The sequence below is a fragment of the Methylocystis sp. Uni0008 genome, from assembly GCF_056838045.1.
The window spans coordinates 471,627-487,506 of sequence record NZ_CM166370.1; the positions used below are offsets into that span (position 1 = coordinate 471,627).

Annotated in this window: 18 protein-coding genes and 1 tRNA gene; 7 read left to right on the forward strand and 12 right to left on the reverse strand. The window is 61.6% G+C overall.

Annotated features, from left to right (window positions below):
• Positions 1-549: 549 nt before the first annotated feature.
• The gene (locus tag AC0X69_RS02370; RefSeq protein ID WP_482610915.1) at positions 550-864 is read left to right on the forward strand and encodes a hypothetical protein; all 315 of its coding nucleotides are present in this window, start codon (positions 550-552) and stop codon (positions 862-864) included.
• An 817-nt stretch (positions 865-1,681) separates the two neighbouring features.
• Here AC0X69_RS02370 and AC0X69_RS02375 read toward each other — a convergent pair.
• The 6 genes from AC0X69_RS02375 to AC0X69_RS02400 all read right to left on the reverse strand — a co-directional run bounded on the left by AC0X69_RS02375 (position 1,682) and on the right by AC0X69_RS02400 (position 8,588).
• Entirely contained in the window at positions 1,682-1,879 is a 198-nt protein-coding gene (locus AC0X69_RS02375; RefSeq protein WP_482610917.1) for a hypothetical protein, read from the reverse strand.
• A gap of 584 nt (positions 1,880-2,463) precedes the next feature.
• Positions 2,464-3,861, reverse strand: coding sequence for a DUF4185 domain-containing protein (locus AC0X69_RS02380; RefSeq protein WP_482610919.1), 1,398 nt, complete (start codon positions 3,859-3,861; stop codon positions 2,464-2,466).
• Positions 3,862-3,863: 2 nt separating this feature from the next.
• Positions 3,864-4,139 carry a hypothetical protein gene (locus tag AC0X69_RS02385; protein WP_482610921.1) on the reverse strand — a complete coding sequence of 92 codons (276 nt, stop codon included), beginning with the start codon at positions 4,137-4,139 and terminating at the stop codon, positions 3,864-3,866.
• A 1,118-nt stretch (positions 4,140-5,257) separates the two neighbouring features.
• On the reverse strand, positions 5,258-5,962 hold the full coding sequence (locus AC0X69_RS02390; RefSeq protein ID WP_482610923.1) for a L,D-transpeptidase: 705 nt from the start codon (positions 5,960-5,962) through the stop codon (positions 5,258-5,260).
• A 177-nt stretch (positions 5,963-6,139) separates the two neighbouring features.
• Positions 6,140-7,474 carry a H(+)/Cl(-) exchange transporter ClcA gene (gene clcA / locus AC0X69_RS02395; RefSeq protein ID WP_482610925.1) on the reverse strand — a complete coding sequence of 445 codons (1,335 nt, stop codon included), beginning with the start codon at positions 7,472-7,474 and terminating at the stop codon, positions 6,140-6,142.
• Between the two features lie 109 nt (positions 7,475-7,583).
• Positions 7,584-8,588: an alpha/beta hydrolase gene (locus AC0X69_RS02400; protein ID WP_482610927.1), complete on the reverse strand. Its 1,005-nt coding sequence runs from the start codon at positions 8,586-8,588 to the stop codon at positions 7,584-7,586.
• Positions 8,589-8,898: 310 nt separating this feature from the next.
• On the opposite strand from AC0X69_RS02400, the gene AC0X69_RS02405 reads away from it, so the two are divergent.
• A complete protein-coding gene (locus tag AC0X69_RS02405) occupies positions 8,899-9,327 on the forward strand; it encodes a hypothetical protein (RefSeq protein ID WP_482610928.1) in 429 nt (142 codons plus the stop codon).
• A 133-nt stretch (positions 9,328-9,460) separates the two neighbouring features.
• Positions 9,461-10,279 (forward strand): hypothetical protein, encoded by an 819-nt coding sequence (locus AC0X69_RS02410; RefSeq protein ID WP_482610930.1) that lies wholly within the window; start codon positions 9,461-9,463, stop codon positions 10,277-10,279.
• A gap of 116 nt (positions 10,280-10,395) precedes the next feature.
• Here AC0X69_RS02410 and AC0X69_RS02415 read toward each other — a convergent pair whose 3' ends face one another.
• The gene (locus AC0X69_RS02415; protein WP_482610932.1) at positions 10,396-10,671 is read right to left on the reverse strand and encodes a YccJ family protein; all 276 of its coding nucleotides are present in this window, start codon (positions 10,669-10,671) and stop codon (positions 10,396-10,398) included.
• Between the two features lie 215 nt (positions 10,672-10,886).
• Between AC0X69_RS02415 and AC0X69_RS02420 the strand changes: the two genes are divergently transcribed.
• The 4 genes from AC0X69_RS02420 to AC0X69_RS02435 all read left to right on the forward strand — a co-directional run bounded on the left by AC0X69_RS02420 (position 10,887) and on the right by AC0X69_RS02435 (position 13,208).
• A complete protein-coding gene (locus AC0X69_RS02420) occupies positions 10,887-11,243 on the forward strand; it encodes a hypothetical protein (protein WP_482610934.1) in 357 nt (118 codons plus the stop codon).
• 195 nt (positions 11,244-11,438) lie between these two features.
• Entirely contained in the window at positions 11,439-12,098 is a 660-nt protein-coding gene (locus AC0X69_RS02425; RefSeq protein WP_482610936.1) for an arylesterase, read from the forward strand.
• A 578-nt stretch (positions 12,099-12,676) separates the two neighbouring features.
• Positions 12,677-12,937: a hypothetical protein gene (locus AC0X69_RS02430; protein WP_482610938.1), complete on the forward strand. Its 261-nt coding sequence runs from the start codon at positions 12,677-12,679 to the stop codon at positions 12,935-12,937.
• A gap of 181 nt (positions 12,938-13,118) precedes the next feature.
• Positions 13,119-13,208, forward strand: a tRNA-Ser gene (locus AC0X69_RS02435).
• A gap of 453 nt (positions 13,209-13,661) precedes the next feature.
• Here the strand turns inward: AC0X69_RS02435 and AC0X69_RS02440 are convergent.
• The 5 genes from AC0X69_RS02440 to AC0X69_RS02460 are packed head-to-tail and all read right to left on the reverse strand — an operon-like array spanning position 13,662 to position 15,851.
• On the reverse strand, positions 13,662-13,922 hold the full coding sequence (locus AC0X69_RS02440) for a hypothetical protein (protein WP_482610940.1): 261 nt from the start codon (positions 13,920-13,922) through the stop codon (positions 13,662-13,664).
• Positions 13,919-14,587, reverse strand: coding sequence for a hypothetical protein (locus AC0X69_RS02445; RefSeq protein WP_482610942.1), 669 nt, complete (start codon positions 14,585-14,587; stop codon positions 13,919-13,921). The genes AC0X69_RS02440 and AC0X69_RS02445 overlap by 4 nt, the downstream gene beginning before the upstream one ends.
• A complete protein-coding gene (locus AC0X69_RS02450; RefSeq protein WP_482610944.1) occupies positions 14,587-15,189 on the reverse strand; it encodes a terminase small subunit in 603 nt (200 codons plus the stop codon). Before AC0X69_RS02450 ends, AC0X69_RS02445 begins: the two co-directional genes overlap by 1 nt.
• Positions 15,190-15,636: a hypothetical protein gene (locus AC0X69_RS02455; protein ID WP_482610946.1), complete on the reverse strand. Its 447-nt coding sequence runs from the start codon at positions 15,634-15,636 to the stop codon at positions 15,190-15,192. It abuts the gene before it with no gap.
• Entirely contained in the window at positions 15,633-15,851 is a 219-nt protein-coding gene (locus AC0X69_RS02460) for a hypothetical protein (RefSeq protein ID WP_482610948.1), read from the reverse strand. The genes AC0X69_RS02455 and AC0X69_RS02460 overlap by 4 nt, the downstream gene beginning before the upstream one ends.
• Positions 15,852-15,880 lie beyond the last annotated feature (29 nt).

Below are 15,880 nucleotides of genomic sequence, written 5' to 3' on the forward strand. Positions count from 1 at the left end.
GGGAACAGCAAGCGAGAACACACGACGGGTCGAGTTGGGCGAACTTTGCTACTGCGTGCGACAAGAGCATTATCTGTCGACGGTTTCCGGGACGCGTCCAATGCACCGCGCGAGGAAGACCTGGTGCGGCTCGATAGATCGCTCCGTCTGGCCTCGCAGCACCGGAACCACCATAGCGCGCTGATGCGCGCAGCTGTCTGTCTTGATGTCCGTCAGCGCGGCGCTTCGAAGCGCGAGAGGGCTCGTAACAACGCAGCGCTGTAGCGAGATTTTCGTCAATCTTGCTGTGCCCTCAGCGAGCGTCGGAACCTGCCTTTTAGGCGGCGGCCGCGGCTAAATCAGCGTCGGATCGTCGTCGCCGACGCCGGAGCGGTTCACGCGCGGCGAGACGATCCTTCCTGCAAGGCGTCATCGAGCGGCCGGCGCATTAATGCGCCGGAGTTTTCCCAGCAATCCAGGCGCCCGCGTCGCGCCAATCGAGGATCTCCGGCATTCGAGCGAAAGCGCGGCGTCCTATCGTTGGCGCGACCGGCGATTGATCGTCGCCGAATGGACTATCGCTATTTCCAGTGCACGCAGCGGCGCTGGCCCAAGCCGTGGGTCGAGCTAAAACGCCGAGTCCATTTTATGCACTGCTTGCCCTCAGGTGGGTGGATTGTTGCGCCTGGCCTGATTCTACCCGCCTTCTGGACGAAAGACGTCGACCCAAAATCTTCCGGCGAGAGCGAGGAAGGCATTGGCCCCGCCGAAACGGACGGAGCCGCAGCAAAGAAAAACGCTCCGCAAAGAGCCCCGAACAAAGCGGTCTTCAAACCCCTGCTCATTTTTTCCTCCCATAATTTCAAGTTCACGCTGAAAAGATAGATCGTCGCGGCGTCACGTCTACTGCTCCGCCACAGCGAATCCAGCGTCAAGTTAACATCCTTTGCGCTCGATACGGGCCGGTCGGCATCAGATGCACGGCCATAAAAATCAGCGATTTACGATCGAATCCAAAGCCGTCGCCGCGTGCATTTTTGGCCAGGGAAGTGCCGACAACGAAGCTGCGTCAGAATGTTGCACGGAATGACGCCGGCGCGGGAAAAGCCGCCCGGTCGCAGGCGGCGCAAAGGCATTGGCTCGACCGCAGCTGCGAACTATTGATGAGAGCCCTTTCGCAGAGAGAATTATGGAGGTTTGCATGGCGTGCGTTAAGAAGGCTGGGCTGGTGTTTGCCCTGGTGCTCGGCTCTGCTCTCATTGCTCAAGCAGCGAGAGCCCAAGATCCTATTTCAGAGCTTGCCTCTGGAGTGAATCGCGTGGGGGCCGAGGCGGGCGCAGCGGTTACGAACGTGCTGAACAAAGTGACGGGAAAGACTACGGCTATGCCTGTCCCCCCTTCGCCGGCTCCCTCAACGCCGCGGTCGGCTGGAGTCGTCCATCGTCATCACCACCACCATCATCGCCATCATTCGTGAATCGGGCGGCGGAGTTCTCAGCTCCGCCGGTTTGATGCAGGAACTCCGCCTCGCCGTTTTCGGCGGGGCGGAAGCGAATGGCTTCCCACCCGACGCACCGCTCCGAATCCACTAGGCAGCCGTGAGTCTCCGTTGTCGGAGACGACGGCGGCGGCGCGCTCGCCTAAGTCCATTTCGAGGAAGAGCCCGCCCAAATCTTTCGAGCAAAAAATGCCGAGCTGCGGCCTAGCCGTCATCCCGTTTCTGCGCGCGTCGGCGTCTTAGTTCATCCAGCAAGCCCGCCATCTTCTCAGGCAGGGGCTCGCTGGCGACTCCGGCGAATTTGAACTTCAGATGCTTGCCGATCGCCTTCGCAACGGCGGATCGCTGCGCAGCTTCACTCGCTCCGGCGTTGCGCCACCGGTCCAGTCTTTTGTCTGGCATGGCGCTTCTCCATGAAGGGAGATGAACCGCGCCACGATCGATCGGTTCCCCAAAACGTAGAAATTTTAAATCGTTGCCAATGCTCTACAGCGAGGCGCCGCCGCGTGATCTCTTGAAACTGAGCATCAAACGCTCGCCGCTCGTTCAGTGAATCTCCCCGCATTCAACGCGCAGAACTAATGGCACAACCCGCGCCGAGACGGTTTTCGTCAATGCAGGACAGTCTGCGCAGCGCGTAGCGCGATGTCCCACAGGCGCAGCGACTTGCGCCGCGCCCGTTGTCACATTTCGTGCGGCTTAATCGCCGTCCGGCGCTCCTCCCCCCGCAGCGCCCTCAAGCACTATTTGCCCGGTGGGGTCTTACGGCTCGGCATGGGGCAGCGCCGACCCCAATAGTCCATGCCCTCGAGAAAGGCTGTGCGACTCCCTTGGAGACTTTTGCCACGCGTGTCGGTCGAAAGACGCCGCGATCTGTATTTAGACCGACCAAGCGGAAATAACGCAACCCAGAATTGCGTCCTTAAATATGTCGCCAACAATCAACTATGTCGCCAACATCCCTGTCTGCGCAATGATTGACGTCGTCAGCGACCGTTCACCGAGGGGTTATGGAAATCAGGGCCCTGTGGAAACTTTTTGCGCGCTTCGATCTCTGGCGAAGCCTCGCCGCCTCCCGGACGCCACAACGTCGTTTTCATCAGCACGACCTGATACGGGTTCCAGGTCGACATCAGATAGTAAATGGTCACCGTTCTCCGCTCTCCTTTCGTGTATCTGGGAATGACGTAGGGGGCGTATACGGCGCCATTCGCGTTTGGATTGTCCGGGAATTTCTTGATGTTCACTACCGCCGGGCTCACGAGATCGAGCATCGGCCCGCAAACAGCGCCGCGTTCCTTGCATAGGCAGCCGTGAATGAACTGACCAAATCCGCCATCGGCGCCAGGGTCGAAAATAGTCGCCGGCTCGGACCAGGGACCCCAAGGCTTCTCCGCCACTCGGCCAACGATTATGTTCGCGCAATTGTACAGCATCAGCCATTGATTGAGCTTGGCATTCCAGGTGACCGACAATTCTCCGACACAGCCAGGCACATTTTTGCCGAACAGATCTCTCGCTTCATTCGCCTGATCTGCATTGACCCAGGATGGCGTTATCGAATCGACCCCAGAAATTTGTAATGACCTCGTTCCCTTAAAATAGCTCACCACCTTCCTGCCGTGTTGCAGTTCATCGAGATCAATGAACGCGAGATAAGGATTGCTCTGTCGATATCTTCCTGTGCCGAAGACAAGAAGCCCTTCTTTCGCATTGGTGGGGAGGTCAGGAAAATCGGCTTTGCTCACACGTACAGCTGAGAGATAGACAAACTTATTTCCCAACCCCTGTCGCCACTCATCGCTCACGGAATTAAAGGTCGAGCCATTATCATTGGACCTCAGGAGAACGGCTGTGCCCATATCGCCCGCAAAATTTGTTCTGACGAAAGCATAGAGAGCGCCGTGAGCGCTGAAACCCGTTGTCGGCACCTCATCCTGCCCCAGCGAAATTCCCGGCGCCGCGATTGGTTGAAATTCTCGTGCATTGTCGGGCTTGGTGACGAAGTCGATCTTTGGACAGGGTTCTGGCTCATGTTCGGTTGTGAAAGCCAGACCATCCTGAGACGCAGTGGTGGTGTCGCCAAAGAGGAAATATAGGCTCCCATTGTGTTCGAAGGGAGAGCCCAGGTCTGTGCCGGGAACATTGAACTTCGCCCCGGTTATGCTCCTGGTCTCGGCGCCAGTTTGAAAATCGAAATCGCCAGTCAATTGACAGACTTTTTGACTTCGCGTCCCTGCTTCGTCCGCCGCCGGTTCTGGAGGCAAAGGTTTCGCCAGGGGCGCATCGATGCATGATGAAATCAGCAAAGCGAGAACCGCTACCGGAGCCGCCCATCGGCGTGAATGCACACTTCCTGCAAAACAATCATAGAAGGAATGCATTTTCATCCTCCCCGCAATGACGGGTGAGCATGATCCAATAAGCGGGCAGCGTCCAGAGCCAGATCACTGTGATTGGGAACTGAATAGATTCCGAAACTATTGTGCTCGATGTCGATGCAACCCTTCGCATCCACATCGCCGGTCGCCCGATCGCTGACAGCCGACGTTCTTATTTCTGCCAAGGCAATGGCGTTGCCCGAATGATGGTGAAGCAGCGATTGGACCGCTGCCACTGCTGATACCGGCGGATGCACCACTATTGTCAGCGCTTCGCTCAATGCGGCTTAGCTGTCTTCCCGTTTCTGAGCACGGCGTTGTTTAAGTTCATCCAACAAGCCCGCCATCTTGCTAGGCAGCGGCTCCCTGGGCTCGCCGGCAACCCTCCGGCCTCTGCTGCGCACGCTGAATCCGTCTTCTCGAGCAGCTTGCAGACGTTCGCTTGATCAGACCGCGCAATCGCGAGCGCAACGCTTCGCCGACAACACTGCGACTCCAGCGCGGCTCGCTGCGCGCCATTGACGGATATCGTGGGCGCAGCGACTTGCGCTGCGCTCATCGTCACAGTGACGCGGCTTAATCGCCGTCCGGCGCTCCTCCACCCGCAGCGCCTTCAAGCACTATTCGCCCCGTGGGGTCCTGCGGCTCGGCATGGGGCAGCGCCGACCCCCAATATGTCATGCCCTCGACATAGTATGGCGGGGGCGGGCCGCAGGGCGCCCTGACATAACCTTCAAAACATCTGGGGCTCTTCGCGAGAGCTGAAGCTGAACCAAACAGCACAACGAATAGTGCGGCCAAGATTGCTTTCGACATCTTACTCTCCCAGCAGCGCCGCCACGAAGTGCGCGCCTGCCGGGTGTTATATTTCTGTCATTGATCTCTGGTAGGGGCCGCGCCCACAATTTTGCTGACGCTCTTGGCTCTGCCCGAATCTGACTGAGGCAGCGTTGATACGAAGAGTCGCCGACGACTGAAGGTCACCGACTTCACGCGCGTCTTAGAGTTAGGCTAGACGCGCGACGCTTTCTCCGGGCGATCGTAGGGAGAGTGGGTTTCAGGCGGCGCCGCTTTTTCGCGACCGTCTGTGTCCTCGCCTACGGGCACGAAGCGCGACTCACAGGCTTCATCTCTGCTGCCCCGAGGCGGCGACCGAGAGAGGAAGTCGAGCAACGTGACGTAAGCGAGATCGAGCATGTAAGTTCTCCACGCTGACGTAGATGGTCCGCGCGGCGCAGAAGAGAAGCGCCAGAGCACCTCCGACACGGGGTTAGCGCGATAGTACTTCTACTCAGAATCGGCCCTCGCAATCAGGGTCGCGGGTTCGACCCGCAAGCCGCAGGGCGTGCGCAACTTGTCATCGACTGCGAGGAACATTCGCGCGCTTCGACGACAGCGATCACGCGAGGACGATGACGCGCGTTCCGATGGCTGCGCGGGTATACAAATGCGCGATGTCCTGATTGATCATGCGGACGCATCCGGACGAGACGTTCGTGCCGATCGTTTCCGGTTCGGTCGTGCCGTGAATGCGGTATCCGAGATCGCGCCCGTCTCCGAAAAGATACATTGATCGCGCGCCAAGCGGGCTGCGCGGACCGCCTGGAACTCCCATCCCGCGCGGCGTGCGTTCCAGTTGCGCGACGATTTCCGGAGTCCGCTGGATCATTTCCTGTGGCGGAATCCAATCGGGCCAGTGCCGCTTCATATTGATCTGCGCTTCGCCGGACCATGAGAAGCCTTCCCGGCCGACGCCAACGCCGTATCTTGTGGCGCGTCCAGGCGCTTCAACGAAATGCAGAACTTTCAACTGCGGATCGACAATGATCGTGCCGACCCGTTCGGACCCCGTATATTCAACGGTCTGGCGCAGATATTGTGGATCAACCCGCCGATAGTCGAACGGCGCGATCCTGAAGGGTTCGCCTGCGTATTCCCCGTAAACCGCCTGAAAATTCGGTCGTTCCAGCGTGCGCGTCAGCGCCCGCTGCGGCGCAGCGGGCTTGCCTTCCGTTTCGCCAAAGGAACCCGGTCCCGAACATGCCGACAGAGCAGACGCGATAGCGCTGACGCCGCCAACGCCAAACGAACGACGGCTGAGCATAAGAGAAGCCCTCCGCAACCAAACGCGAATCACGATCGCAAAAATTGGTTAACAGTCGGAGATCGCCGGAGACCTTTGTCAGACGCGATGAATCGTCTTGCGACCTGATGCGCGAAGCGTTCAGTCGCCGCGTGTCGACGCCCGTTGCGACTCGCGCGTTCTGCGCAGGCTCCAGCGCTACTTGCCGGCGATCAAAGGCCGCCGCAGGCGCTCGCGCAGGGCGTCATAGAGCGGCGGGTCGTTCACTTGCGTCGGGATGAGCATCGCCGTGAAGCAAGCGGCCAGCATCGGCAGGAGAAGAGTCGCGCTGCCGGTCATTTCGGTGACCAGCACCAGTCCGGTGAGCGGGGCCCGCACAACGCCTGAAAAGAACGCGGCCATGCCCACCGCGGCGAAGGCCTGCGGTTGAATCGGCAGATTCGGGAAGGCCAACCCGCAGAGGCCCCCGAAGAGGAACCCCAGTTGCGCGCCCAGCGCCAGAAGCGGCGCGAAAAGGCCGCCCGGCGTTCCGGCAGAATATGAAAGCGCGCCAAACCAGAACCTCAATTGAAAGAGCGAAGGCAGGACAAAGAGGCTCTCGAATCCAAAAAGCGCGCTCTGGGTGAGATTGTGGCCGCCGCCCACCGACGAAGGGGCCATCCAGGCAAGAACGCCGGTCGCTGCGCCAACCAGGGCGGCGCACGTCTCCCTCGGCAGCCCGCGCATGAGGTCCGCCGCGGCGAGCGTCGCGAGCACCGCCCTATTGTAGGCGACCGCAAGAACCGCGCAGAAGGCGCCGAGAAGGAAGAAAAGAGGGCCGATCTCAGGCGCCGGGTAGGACAGCGCGGGCAGCTGAAAATCCGGCGCGTCGCCGAGCATCAGATGCGCGATCGCGATCGCCGTCGAGGACGCGGCCAGCGCCGCGATCGCGATCCTGTGCTCGAACTTTCGAACCAGCTCCTCGAGCACGAAAACCGCTCCGGCCATCGGCGCATTGAACGCGGTCGCGAGGCCGGCGCCCGCGCCTGCCGCGAGTAGAACACGGCAGTCCGCCCGATTGCGGCGAAAGCCGTCGCCGAGCAGATGGCCAAGGACCGCCCCCATCTGAACGCTCGGACCCTCACGGCCAAGCGCAAGCCCCGAACCCATCGCGAGACATCCGCCAACAAATTTCACCGGCAGGAGAATGAAGGGCGACGGCGAAGCCTCACCGCGCAGAACTGACTCGACATGCGGAATGCCGCTTCCCGAGGCGTGAGGCGAAAATCTCCGCACGAGCCATGCGGCGGCGACCGCGGCTGATGCACACGCGCCGACAATGATTAGAAAGCCTATCGCTAAATGTCCGTGCGCCCAATGGATGACGGCCATGCGAAGGTCGTCGGCGCGTTCAAGCGCCAGCCGAAAGAGCGCGCAGACGAAACCCGCCGCAGCGCCAACTAAAAGCGCCAGCGCCGCCAGAATTGTCAGGCTGCCTTCGGATGAGGTCGCTTGTGTGGAGCGAGTTTCGCAGAGGTCGCGGTCAGTCGTCATGCCAGCGGTTCGGTTCGCCAAAGCGCCTCCCGTGCCGAGCCGCGCCGGCGAAGCCATAGCACAGCGGCGGAGCCGAGCGAACGCGCGCCGGTTGGCTGACCTGCCCGGCTCAGCGCGCGAGGCCGCGCGCCGCCATCCACTCGAGCACGAGGCCGGCGATGTCGTCGCTGTTGCGGTCCGCCATAAGCGCATGGCTGTTGCCGCGCATGCCGTGCTCAGGAAGATCGATCCAGGTCACGTCGCAGCCCGCCTCGGCCAACGCGTCGCGCCAGCGTTCGGCGGCTGGACGCGAATTCGCCCAAAATGAATTGTCGCGCCAGTTGTCGCCCCAAAGGAAGAGATGCGGCGTTCCCTTCACGATGGCCGCATCGGAAGACGCCGGGTCTGGCGCGCCGGAAGGCTCCAGCGAAATCACGGCGCGCACCCTCTGAGGCGCATGCAGCGCCGCCGTGAGTCCAAAGCACCCGCCCTGGCTGTGCGTGAGGACCACGACGTCGCAATCGAGCCGCCGCACCAGCGCGTCGTAGGCGGTCTGGGTGAGCGCGTCGTTGCAGCTCCAGCGCGGGACGCTCTGGGACAAGAACGCCTTAAACGCCTCGACCGGAAATTGCAGGCCCGGATAGGCGCGCCTGAACGTGGGATCAGGATGCCATGAGCCGGCCGGCCCAAAGCGGAAGGTGTCCTCCCACGCCTCTCTGGCGGTTCGGAAAAATGGCGCTTCGGGGTAGATCTGCGGGAAAGGCGCGAATGAGGCGCGGCCACGCTCCACGGCGTCGGAGACATAGGTATCGAAGCCCGCGCGCAGGAAGAACATCTGCCAGCCCGGCCGGCCGTCAGGCGTGTTCCCCCAGGTGGCTCCCGTCATGCCACCGCCGTGCCAAAGCAGCAACGGCGTCGCCGCCTTTGGCGCGGAGAGGCGAACATATTGGACATAGAGCTGGCCGACGACGATCTCCCCGTTCGGGTCGACGTGGTGCGCCGGCCCGCCGGGCGCGCTCACCCGGTCGCGGGCAGGCAGGCCCTCAAGCCGGACCATCCGGCCGCCGACATGCAAGGAGCCGATCTCCTCGACTGCGAGAGCCGGAACGGTCTTGAGGGGCTCCTTGCTCGTCACGTCAGGTCCCTCTCTGCCGCCGCATTGCGTTAGCGGCCCGTTGTCGGCGCCGCGATACGCGGTGGCGGCTGCACGCTGCGCCAGATCGTTCGCTGCGCGACTGGAACAGCGAAAAGGCGCTTGTCCGCGATAGTAGCGCATCGGATTGTCTGCGTCGTTTCGTAAGATGCCGGCCTTCCCGCTGAAAGCTGGGAACGCCCCCGCGGATCGCCGATCCGTCTGCGGTCTTGACGAGCGGCGGCTGAATGTCCGCTATAAGGGCCGGACAGGACTCGAGAACGACCAATCGTCCGGCACGGAGAAGAACATCGTGAGGATCTCGCTGAAAGGCGCGCGTCCCCTGCGCCATCAACGAAACCAGCCTGCGCGCATGTGGACGAAGCTCGCAAGAGTTCTCGCGGTTGCGATCTTCGCCGCAGCGCTGCCCGGCGTCGCCGAGGCGAAGCAGAAGCATTCCGTTCCCGCGCCAGCACCCGCGGGCGCGGAGGTCGCGCCGCCGGTCGACCCATGCGGCCACCCGATAGTCACGGACAATGTCGGCTCGCCCTACAAGGATCCAGTTTGCGTCGCCCTTTCGGATCGACTGCAACCGCCGCTCTATATTCCCGAACCGGATTGCAACAGGGGCGTCGTTCCCTATGATTCGCGGTGCTTTTTTCAGCGACTCTTTACGGTGATGACGGCCTCGCCGGGTCCCCCGCCTCTTCCGCCGCCTCCCGCCGCCTATCACTTCAAATAGCCGCCAAGGCCTATATGCGCGCTGCCGGCGGCTGTCGGCGTTCAGCGGCGATCCCGAGGTCGACGACATTTCGCCGCGATTGAGGCGCATGCGTTTCGTCTTCCGCCCCTCGTGACGGTGGGATTTCACACGCATGAACGACCTCATTCTTCCTCCGGATTCATCGCAGCCCAAAAAGAACGACGCGTTGGCGAAATTGCCGGTGGAGATCGTCATCGATCGCCGCGGGCGCCGACCACTCCGCTATGGGCTGATCGCCGCTTTTATCGGGCTCGCAGGAGTCGCCGCCACGCATTTTTATCCAGCGGAGCGCTCGAAAGAAGCGCCGGCTCCCAAGGTTGAAGCGCGGGCGCCGCAGCAGATCGCCGTGCCGGTGCTGGACGAGGCGACGAAACGCCGAATCGGCGCGCTGCAGAGCGAAGTGCAGGAGCTCCGCGCGAAGCTCGACGCCATGGAGAAGCGACAACAGGCCGAACGCGCCAGCGCACAGAAGGCCATCGCTGCGCCCGCGCCTGTCGAAAACAAGGCCGTCGCCAGCGCAACGGAGTCAGCGCCGGCGAAAGAGCGGGCAGAAAAGGCGGAGCCCAAAGTCGCCCGCGCCGCGAAGAACGAGAGCGCCAAAGTTGATATGACGCCCGTGCAGACGATCGCGCCGGCGCCCAAAGTCGTGAGCGGCTACAGGGTGCGCGACGTCTATCGGGGCGCAGCGCTCATCGAATCCGAGCGCGGGATGATTGGCGTCGAACCGGGCGAGTTCGTGCCCGGAGTCGGCCGCGTCATCGCAATTCAGGAGCGCGCCGGCCGTTGGGTGGTGGTCACGGAAAGCGGGGAGATCGTCGGCAATCCGCGCACGCCATCACGCGTCCAGGCGCCGCGTCAGCGCCAATTCGCTCGCGAACTCGACGGCTTCATGCCGGGCCCCTACGAGCCGCCGTTTGTCAATCCCTACTGAGCCGCGCTGCCGGCGCGACTCGCGGGCGATCTCTCACAGCGCTGTGTGCGTCTGAGCGCAGGTCGCGCTCTTGAGCCCACATCGCGCCGGCGTTTCTTTCAGCGTCGCGCTCGCAATCAGTCGTCGTGATGCGCCGGCCAGAGGCGCAGCGTTTCAAAAGGTCCCCAGGCGAATTTGCCATTGTCGGCGGCGAAATCGCCGTCATCGACATATTCGACGACGAGTTCGGAGATTTTTCGCCATTCCTCCGGCGTTGGCGATTCCCAGATTGCTTCGGGCGTTCGCTTGTCGCTCGACACGGCGAAGATCGCTTGAGCGATTGCAGGATGCGTGCGCCTGTCGACGCTCCATTCGAGCGGCGGCGGCGTAGAAGAGCATATTGGATTGTTCATCGTCGCCTCTCGGGCTCATCTGCCCGGCGCGAGGCGCGCCGTATCGAACAATACCACAGAAGTCCGAGGACGGGAGAGATCGGCGCCGATAAATTCGCTTGACGACGCCGAACGCGCGAATGTCTTGCCCTGAGATTCGATTAGAAGCAGGATCGGAACCAGGGCGGTCGCCCACAGGCACAGGCGAATAATCTCGAGCGGCGCAGGAGAGCTCAATGAGAAAGCCGACCACGACGTTCGCGGTTTGCGTAGCCTTGAGTTTGATGGTTGCGCCGGCCCTCGCGGGCGCGATGAGCGCCAACAATTTCATGCTGCCGACGAAAGACGTGGCGCTTGTCTGCACGCCGCTCAACTACAGGATCCATTGCTCGATATCGCTGCGAGCCAATCCGCAATTCAGCTCTTATTGCTTCTATGTTGCTGCGGGTCGTTCTTATCCGATGAAAACCGACTACCGTTTTGGATATTACAATAGTCTGGTCGCCATACTTCTCGACAATCGCACGCCTGTGACCGCGCAGCTGAGAGATCTGAGAACAGGCGCGCGCGCCCGCTGTTTCGAAGTTGGATGATGAGTCCCTTTCTCCTCGTGACGCTGTTTGTTGCGCGACTGAAATAGCCAAGCCTGGCGCACACTGCGAAGCAGTTGGACCACGGCGTTGCTCGCACTCTTATCCTTCAGAACCGACGCTCTCTTTTTGCTGCGATGCTGGCTAAAGCGTCACGACGCTCTATTATGTATTTGAAGCAAAAATAGGGGGAGCGTTATGACGACAAGGCCTTTCAACTTCCTCTCAGCACTTGTCGCATTCGCGCTTCTGCTATGCGCGATCGCTGCGCCGGCGTCGGCGCAACCTTTGACCCTGCTGATTTTCGGCGACAGTCTGACCTCCGGCTTCGATCTTCCGGAATCCCAGGGCTTTCCAGCCCAGCTCAAGCGAAGACTGCTCGCGGATGGCTATGACGTCATGGTCTGGAACGGCTCGAGTCCCGGCGACACCAGCGCCGACGGCTACGCGCGCATCAACCAGGCGCTGCAATACCATCCCGATCTCGTTCTGGTGGAGTTCGGCGCAAACGACATGCTGGATCGTACCGATCCACGCGTCACCTATCGCTATCTTGATGCGATTATCCGCGTCTGCAAGGCGCGCGGCGCGCGGGTGATTCTTGGCGGCATGCTCTCGCTGCCAAAGAACGGACCCAACTACATCGTCGGCTTCAACAACATCTATCCGACCCTCGCACACAGCCATCGCGTGCCGCTCTATCCTTTCATGCTCGCCGGGGTGTACGGCCATCCTGCGCTGATGCAGAGCGACAAGGAACATCCGAACGCGCTTGGCACCGCGGTGATGGTCGCCGGCATCGCGCCGCTCATCGAGGCCAATCTCCGCAAGCTTCACGTCGCCTCTCGCGCGCGATAGCCGCGTTCCGCGACTCCGTAACGTTTTGCGATCGAACGGCGACGGTCGAGGCGTCGATGATGTTTCAATGAGGCGCGCGGCGGCAACGATGGAGACACGTTGTGGCAATAGGCCAGAGGCGCGGCTGTGCTAAAGGTCGCCGGCACTCAGATCGTGCGTCCAGGCGGCAGGCGTTGCTTCCAAGCGGCGAACGCTTGCCGCGACTTTCAGGCGGGCTCTTGGCAGCCCGCCTGTTTTTTGGGTAAGCGAACGCAGCGCGCATGTCGTATCGACTTGATCGCTGTCATCCTGTCTCAACCAACAGAAGGTCCGGGCGACGCTTCTGTTTGCGTTAAACGACTGATGCCCCGCCTCCGCATCCAAGGTCGGGACGTTCGCTTGCGACGGGAACCGTCAGCCGTTAGGAGCCCATCCGCGGGATGTCACAAGCGCATCCGGCCCTAGCAGGCCGGCTGAGGAACGTCGCGCGTTGGCGAGCGGCCGCGTGTCCACCGTCGGCATTTTTCGCTCAGGCTCGCTTTGCTGATCTCTGCTATTGTGCGAGAGCCGGCGAGGCGCTTGGATCGACGGAGGCGACGATGCGTGTGGTTCGGATCGCAATTCTTCTGCTCTTCACGCCCGGCGTCCTCACTCCGGCTTCGGCGCAGGAGTCGGCGGCGAGCGTCGTCGCCGCGCATATCCGGAACCAGGGCTACGTCTGCCAGGGGCCGGTCAGCGCGACCCACGAGAGGCGCGCTTCGAGGCCGGATGAGCAGGTCTGGCTGCTGACCTGCGGGAACGCCCGATATCGCGTGCGGCTCGTGCCGGGCATGGCGGCGGCCGTTGAACAAATTCGTTAGCCTCGCCTGCCGACCTTCAAACCGCGCGCTGACCTTAGGATGAATGGCTGGCTCGCGCGTCGCCCTGAACCCTCCGTTTGGCCGCCTCCGCGCCCTCCGTCCGGTCCGAGGCGTTCTCTTGCCATCGCGCCGGGCCTTTGGCATATGTCTCCAGGCGTCCGCGGCGTTACGCGGGGCGCATGGAGACGTGGCCGAGAGGCTGAAGGCGACGGTTTGCTAAATCGTTATAGGGGAAACCCTATCGTGGGTTCGAATCCCACCGTCTCCGCCAACTGACAGCTATAACTTACTGTATTTCATTGATAATATGAATTTACGCCGGCGACGGTATTACTCTGAGTATTACATTCCGACGGCGCTTGAGCTGATTTAACGCCTTTAAGGGTAGCGCCCCCGTTTTGAAATTTCAGCGGCCTTGACGCGCGCTCGCGACTAGCCAACTCCCTACCTATGCTTAGCGCAAAGCGGGAGGCTCCAATGCCTAAAAGGTTACGGCTTGTGGTCTACAAGGAAGATGGAGTGAATTATCGCTACCGCGTTCACGGTGCCAATCCGACGATCCGAGGCCGCTTTCGCATCTCAGCCGCCAAGACGGGGGATTCAGAGTTGGCTGCGATCAAAGACTCTCTTCAAGCTAGCTCGCATCGCTTGAGCCCGTTTATCCCGAGCCTAAAGGTTGTTTCTTGAGGCCCACCGGCCTTTCCAACCGCCGATCGGGTCGTGCCTAATTCAGGCTCACCTTCTCGGGAAAGCTCTTGTGTGAGAGCCGCAGGAAGTAGGCCCAGGCCGCTTCCGCGTCGTGCGCAGCCGCAGCCGCTTTCTGGATAGCGTCGAGAGGCTCAATGGTCGGATAGTCGTGCAGGACGCTTTCGATAAAGTCGAGAAGCGCCCGGTTCGCTGCGAAGGCGGATCGTAGCGCTTGCTTGAACGCCTCCTTGGATTCGGCGCTTTCGAAGGGTGGCGGCGCTTTCTTGGGCCTTTTCACCAGCCGCGGCCTCCCCGGCGCAGCCATTCGTTCTGGCGCTCAAGTTCTCTTTGGGCATAGTCCGCCCGCACCTTGGCCGCGTCACGGTAGCCTTCGGCTATAGCGACATCCGTATCGGACGGGCCAAACGGGAGGCGACGACGATGTCGGTATAAGCCCTCGCCGGCGCCCTGCAGGAGCGTCCCAACCGCCTGCAACCGGCTTGCGCTCCGCATCCGGCTCGCTTGCACGCCTTTGGCGTTGTAGCGGTTCACGCCTTCTAGCAAAGCGTTCTGAGACTCGTAGTTGAGTTGGTTCGCCGCATCCAGCCCGCCGAACATTTCTAGCGCCTTGTAGAATTCGCCTTGCCGCTCGATCAGCGCCTCCTGATTGACGACGGTCGTGTCGCTGGCTCCGCCCCCGCCAGCAGCAGCGACTGCGCGCGAGCGAGACAGCGCGAGGTTCTTGTCCTGCGTTCGTGCGATGGCTTGCCGCTGCGCGCCCGCAAGCGCCGTGTCCGCGGCGTATTTCAATCCCTGCGAACGATTGGCCGCATTGATCAGATCATACGGTCGAGACGCATCGACAGCCGCGGCCTCATTCATGCCGGCGCGGTATTCTCCGTAGCCGCCAAGCAACGTCCCCGCGGCGCTTACGCCCGCCATAGCCGCCTCAATCCCGCTCATTAAGACTTCTCCTCCAGCGCCCGAATGCCCTTCTCCCAGGCGAAGGCGAGACGCCTTGCCGCCTCCAGCGGCGAGAGTTCGCGCGTCTCGATAGGCCCGCCGTCCTTGCCGGTGTGCTCATGGCGGTCGACGAACATGCCGAGATGCTTGCCGATCTTTTCCAGCGCGCCCAGCTTGTCGTGGAACTTGATCTTTATGCCGTCGCGGGTCTGCGCGACCTCCGCAATCGCCGCGGCCGTGTCGTCGTCGATCTCGGCGCTATCCAGCATGGCGACGCCGTTGCTGATGGCCTCATTGCCCTCCGCATCCTTGATGGCAATTCCTTCGCCCCATCGGACAGCCTTCCGAACGTCGGCATAGCCGATCTTGGCCAGTTCAAGCAGCGTGCGCTCGATCGTGATCTCGGCGCGCTTGGCCGCAGCCGCTTGGATTTCCTGGACCCTTATCGACACCCTATCTTCAGCTATCAGCCGGGCGGCGTTGGCGTCCATTGAGCGCTCGTCGCCCTCGTAACCCGCCGCACGATAAGCCTCGCGCTGAGACGCGCCCTTGGCGATCTCACGGGCGAAGATTTCGTGACGGGGGTTCTCCAAAACAGCCATTTAGTTGCCTATCGCCGCCCGTTCTTGGGCGATGGCGGCGAGCGTTTCGAGCGCCGTGTTCTTGTTTTCGAGGCCGCCGCGCATGATGACGCCATCCGTTCTGACGACGCACCAGCGGTTGACGGGACCGCGCCACTTTACGCGAAGATCGTCGGCGACATCGTTCCCGCCTTCCTCTTCGGCCGTCATGTCGACGCGGCTGACTTCGACGACGCGAACGCCGCAATGCCAGACATCGCAGACAAGAAGCTCCATGCGCCACTCGCAGGAATCCGTGGCGACGATGATTTCGTCATAAGGCCGCAACTCGCTCGCGACATGCCGCCAGAAGTCGGGCTTCAGCACGTCCTCGGGCTTTATGTGCTGCTCGACTGTCACGAACCAAATGTTGCGCGTTTGCTCCGCGAGCTGGAAACGGCGTTGAAGCAGGGCTGGCGCGTCGGTCAATGTATCGTCTCCATTTCCTCTAGGTTTGCGATCAATCTGCGCACGACCTCGGACGCCTCAGACTGAACGCCCATCTCTTCGGCCATGTGAAGCCCTGAGCGCAGGGCGAAGTGAGCCCGGCGAAGCGCAGCGCCGCTGGGATCGATCGCAGACAATGCGGCGTCCGTGACGCAGCTCAAAACGATCGCGAGTTGGTCTATGTCGAGCGTGGTCATGAGCAGAATCTACGCGCGTCGATTCTTAG

Bases quoted from the DNA above. Each gene is read 5' to 3' on its own strand.
- AC0X69_RS02425 (WP_482610936.1), top strand. From the start codon at position 11,439: ATGACGACAAGGCCTTTCAACTTCCTCTCAGCACTTGTCGCATTCGCG.
- AC0X69_RS02415 (WP_482610932.1), bottom strand. From the start codon at position 10,671: ATGAACAATCCAATATGCTCTTCTACGCCGCCGCCGCTCGAATGGAGC.
- AC0X69_RS02390 (WP_482610923.1), bottom strand. From the start codon at position 5,962: ATGCTCAGCCGTCGTTCGTTTGGCGTTGGCGGCGTCAGCGCTATCGCG.
- AC0X69_RS02460 (WP_482610948.1), bottom strand. From the start codon at position 15,851: ATGACCACGCTCGACATAGACCAACTCGCGATCGTTTTGAGCTGCGTC.
- AC0X69_RS02450 (WP_482610944.1), bottom strand. From the start codon at position 15,189: ATGGCTGTTTTGGAGAACCCCCGTCACGAAATCTTCGCCCGTGAGATC.
- AC0X69_RS02375 (WP_482610917.1), bottom strand. From the start codon at position 1,879: ATGCCAGACAAAAGACTGGACCGGTGGCGCAACGCCGGAGCGAGTGAA.
- AC0X69_RS02420 (WP_482610934.1), top strand. From the start codon at position 10,887: ATGAGAAAGCCGACCACGACGTTCGCGGTTTGCGTAGCCTTGAGTTTG.
- AC0X69_RS02380 (WP_482610919.1), bottom strand. From the start codon at position 3,861: ATGCATTCCTTCTATGATTGTTTTGCAGGAAGTGTGCATTCACGCCGA.
- AC0X69_RS02410 (WP_482610930.1), top strand. From the start codon at position 9,461: ATGAACGACCTCATTCTTCCTCCGGATTCATCGCAGCCCAAAAAGAAC.
- AC0X69_RS02430 (WP_482610938.1), top strand. From the start codon at position 12,677: ATGCGTGTGGTTCGGATCGCAATTCTTCTGCTCTTCACGCCCGGCGTC.
- AC0X69_RS02370 (WP_482610915.1), top strand. From the start codon at position 550: ATGGACTATCGCTATTTCCAGTGCACGCAGCGGCGCTGGCCCAAGCCG.
- AC0X69_RS02445 (WP_482610942.1), bottom strand. From the start codon at position 14,587: ATGAGCGGGATTGAGGCGGCTATGGCGGGCGTAAGCGCCGCGGGGACG.
- clcA (WP_482610925.1), bottom strand. From the start codon at position 7,474: ATGACGACTGACCGCGACCTCTGCGAAACTCGCTCCACACAAGCGACC.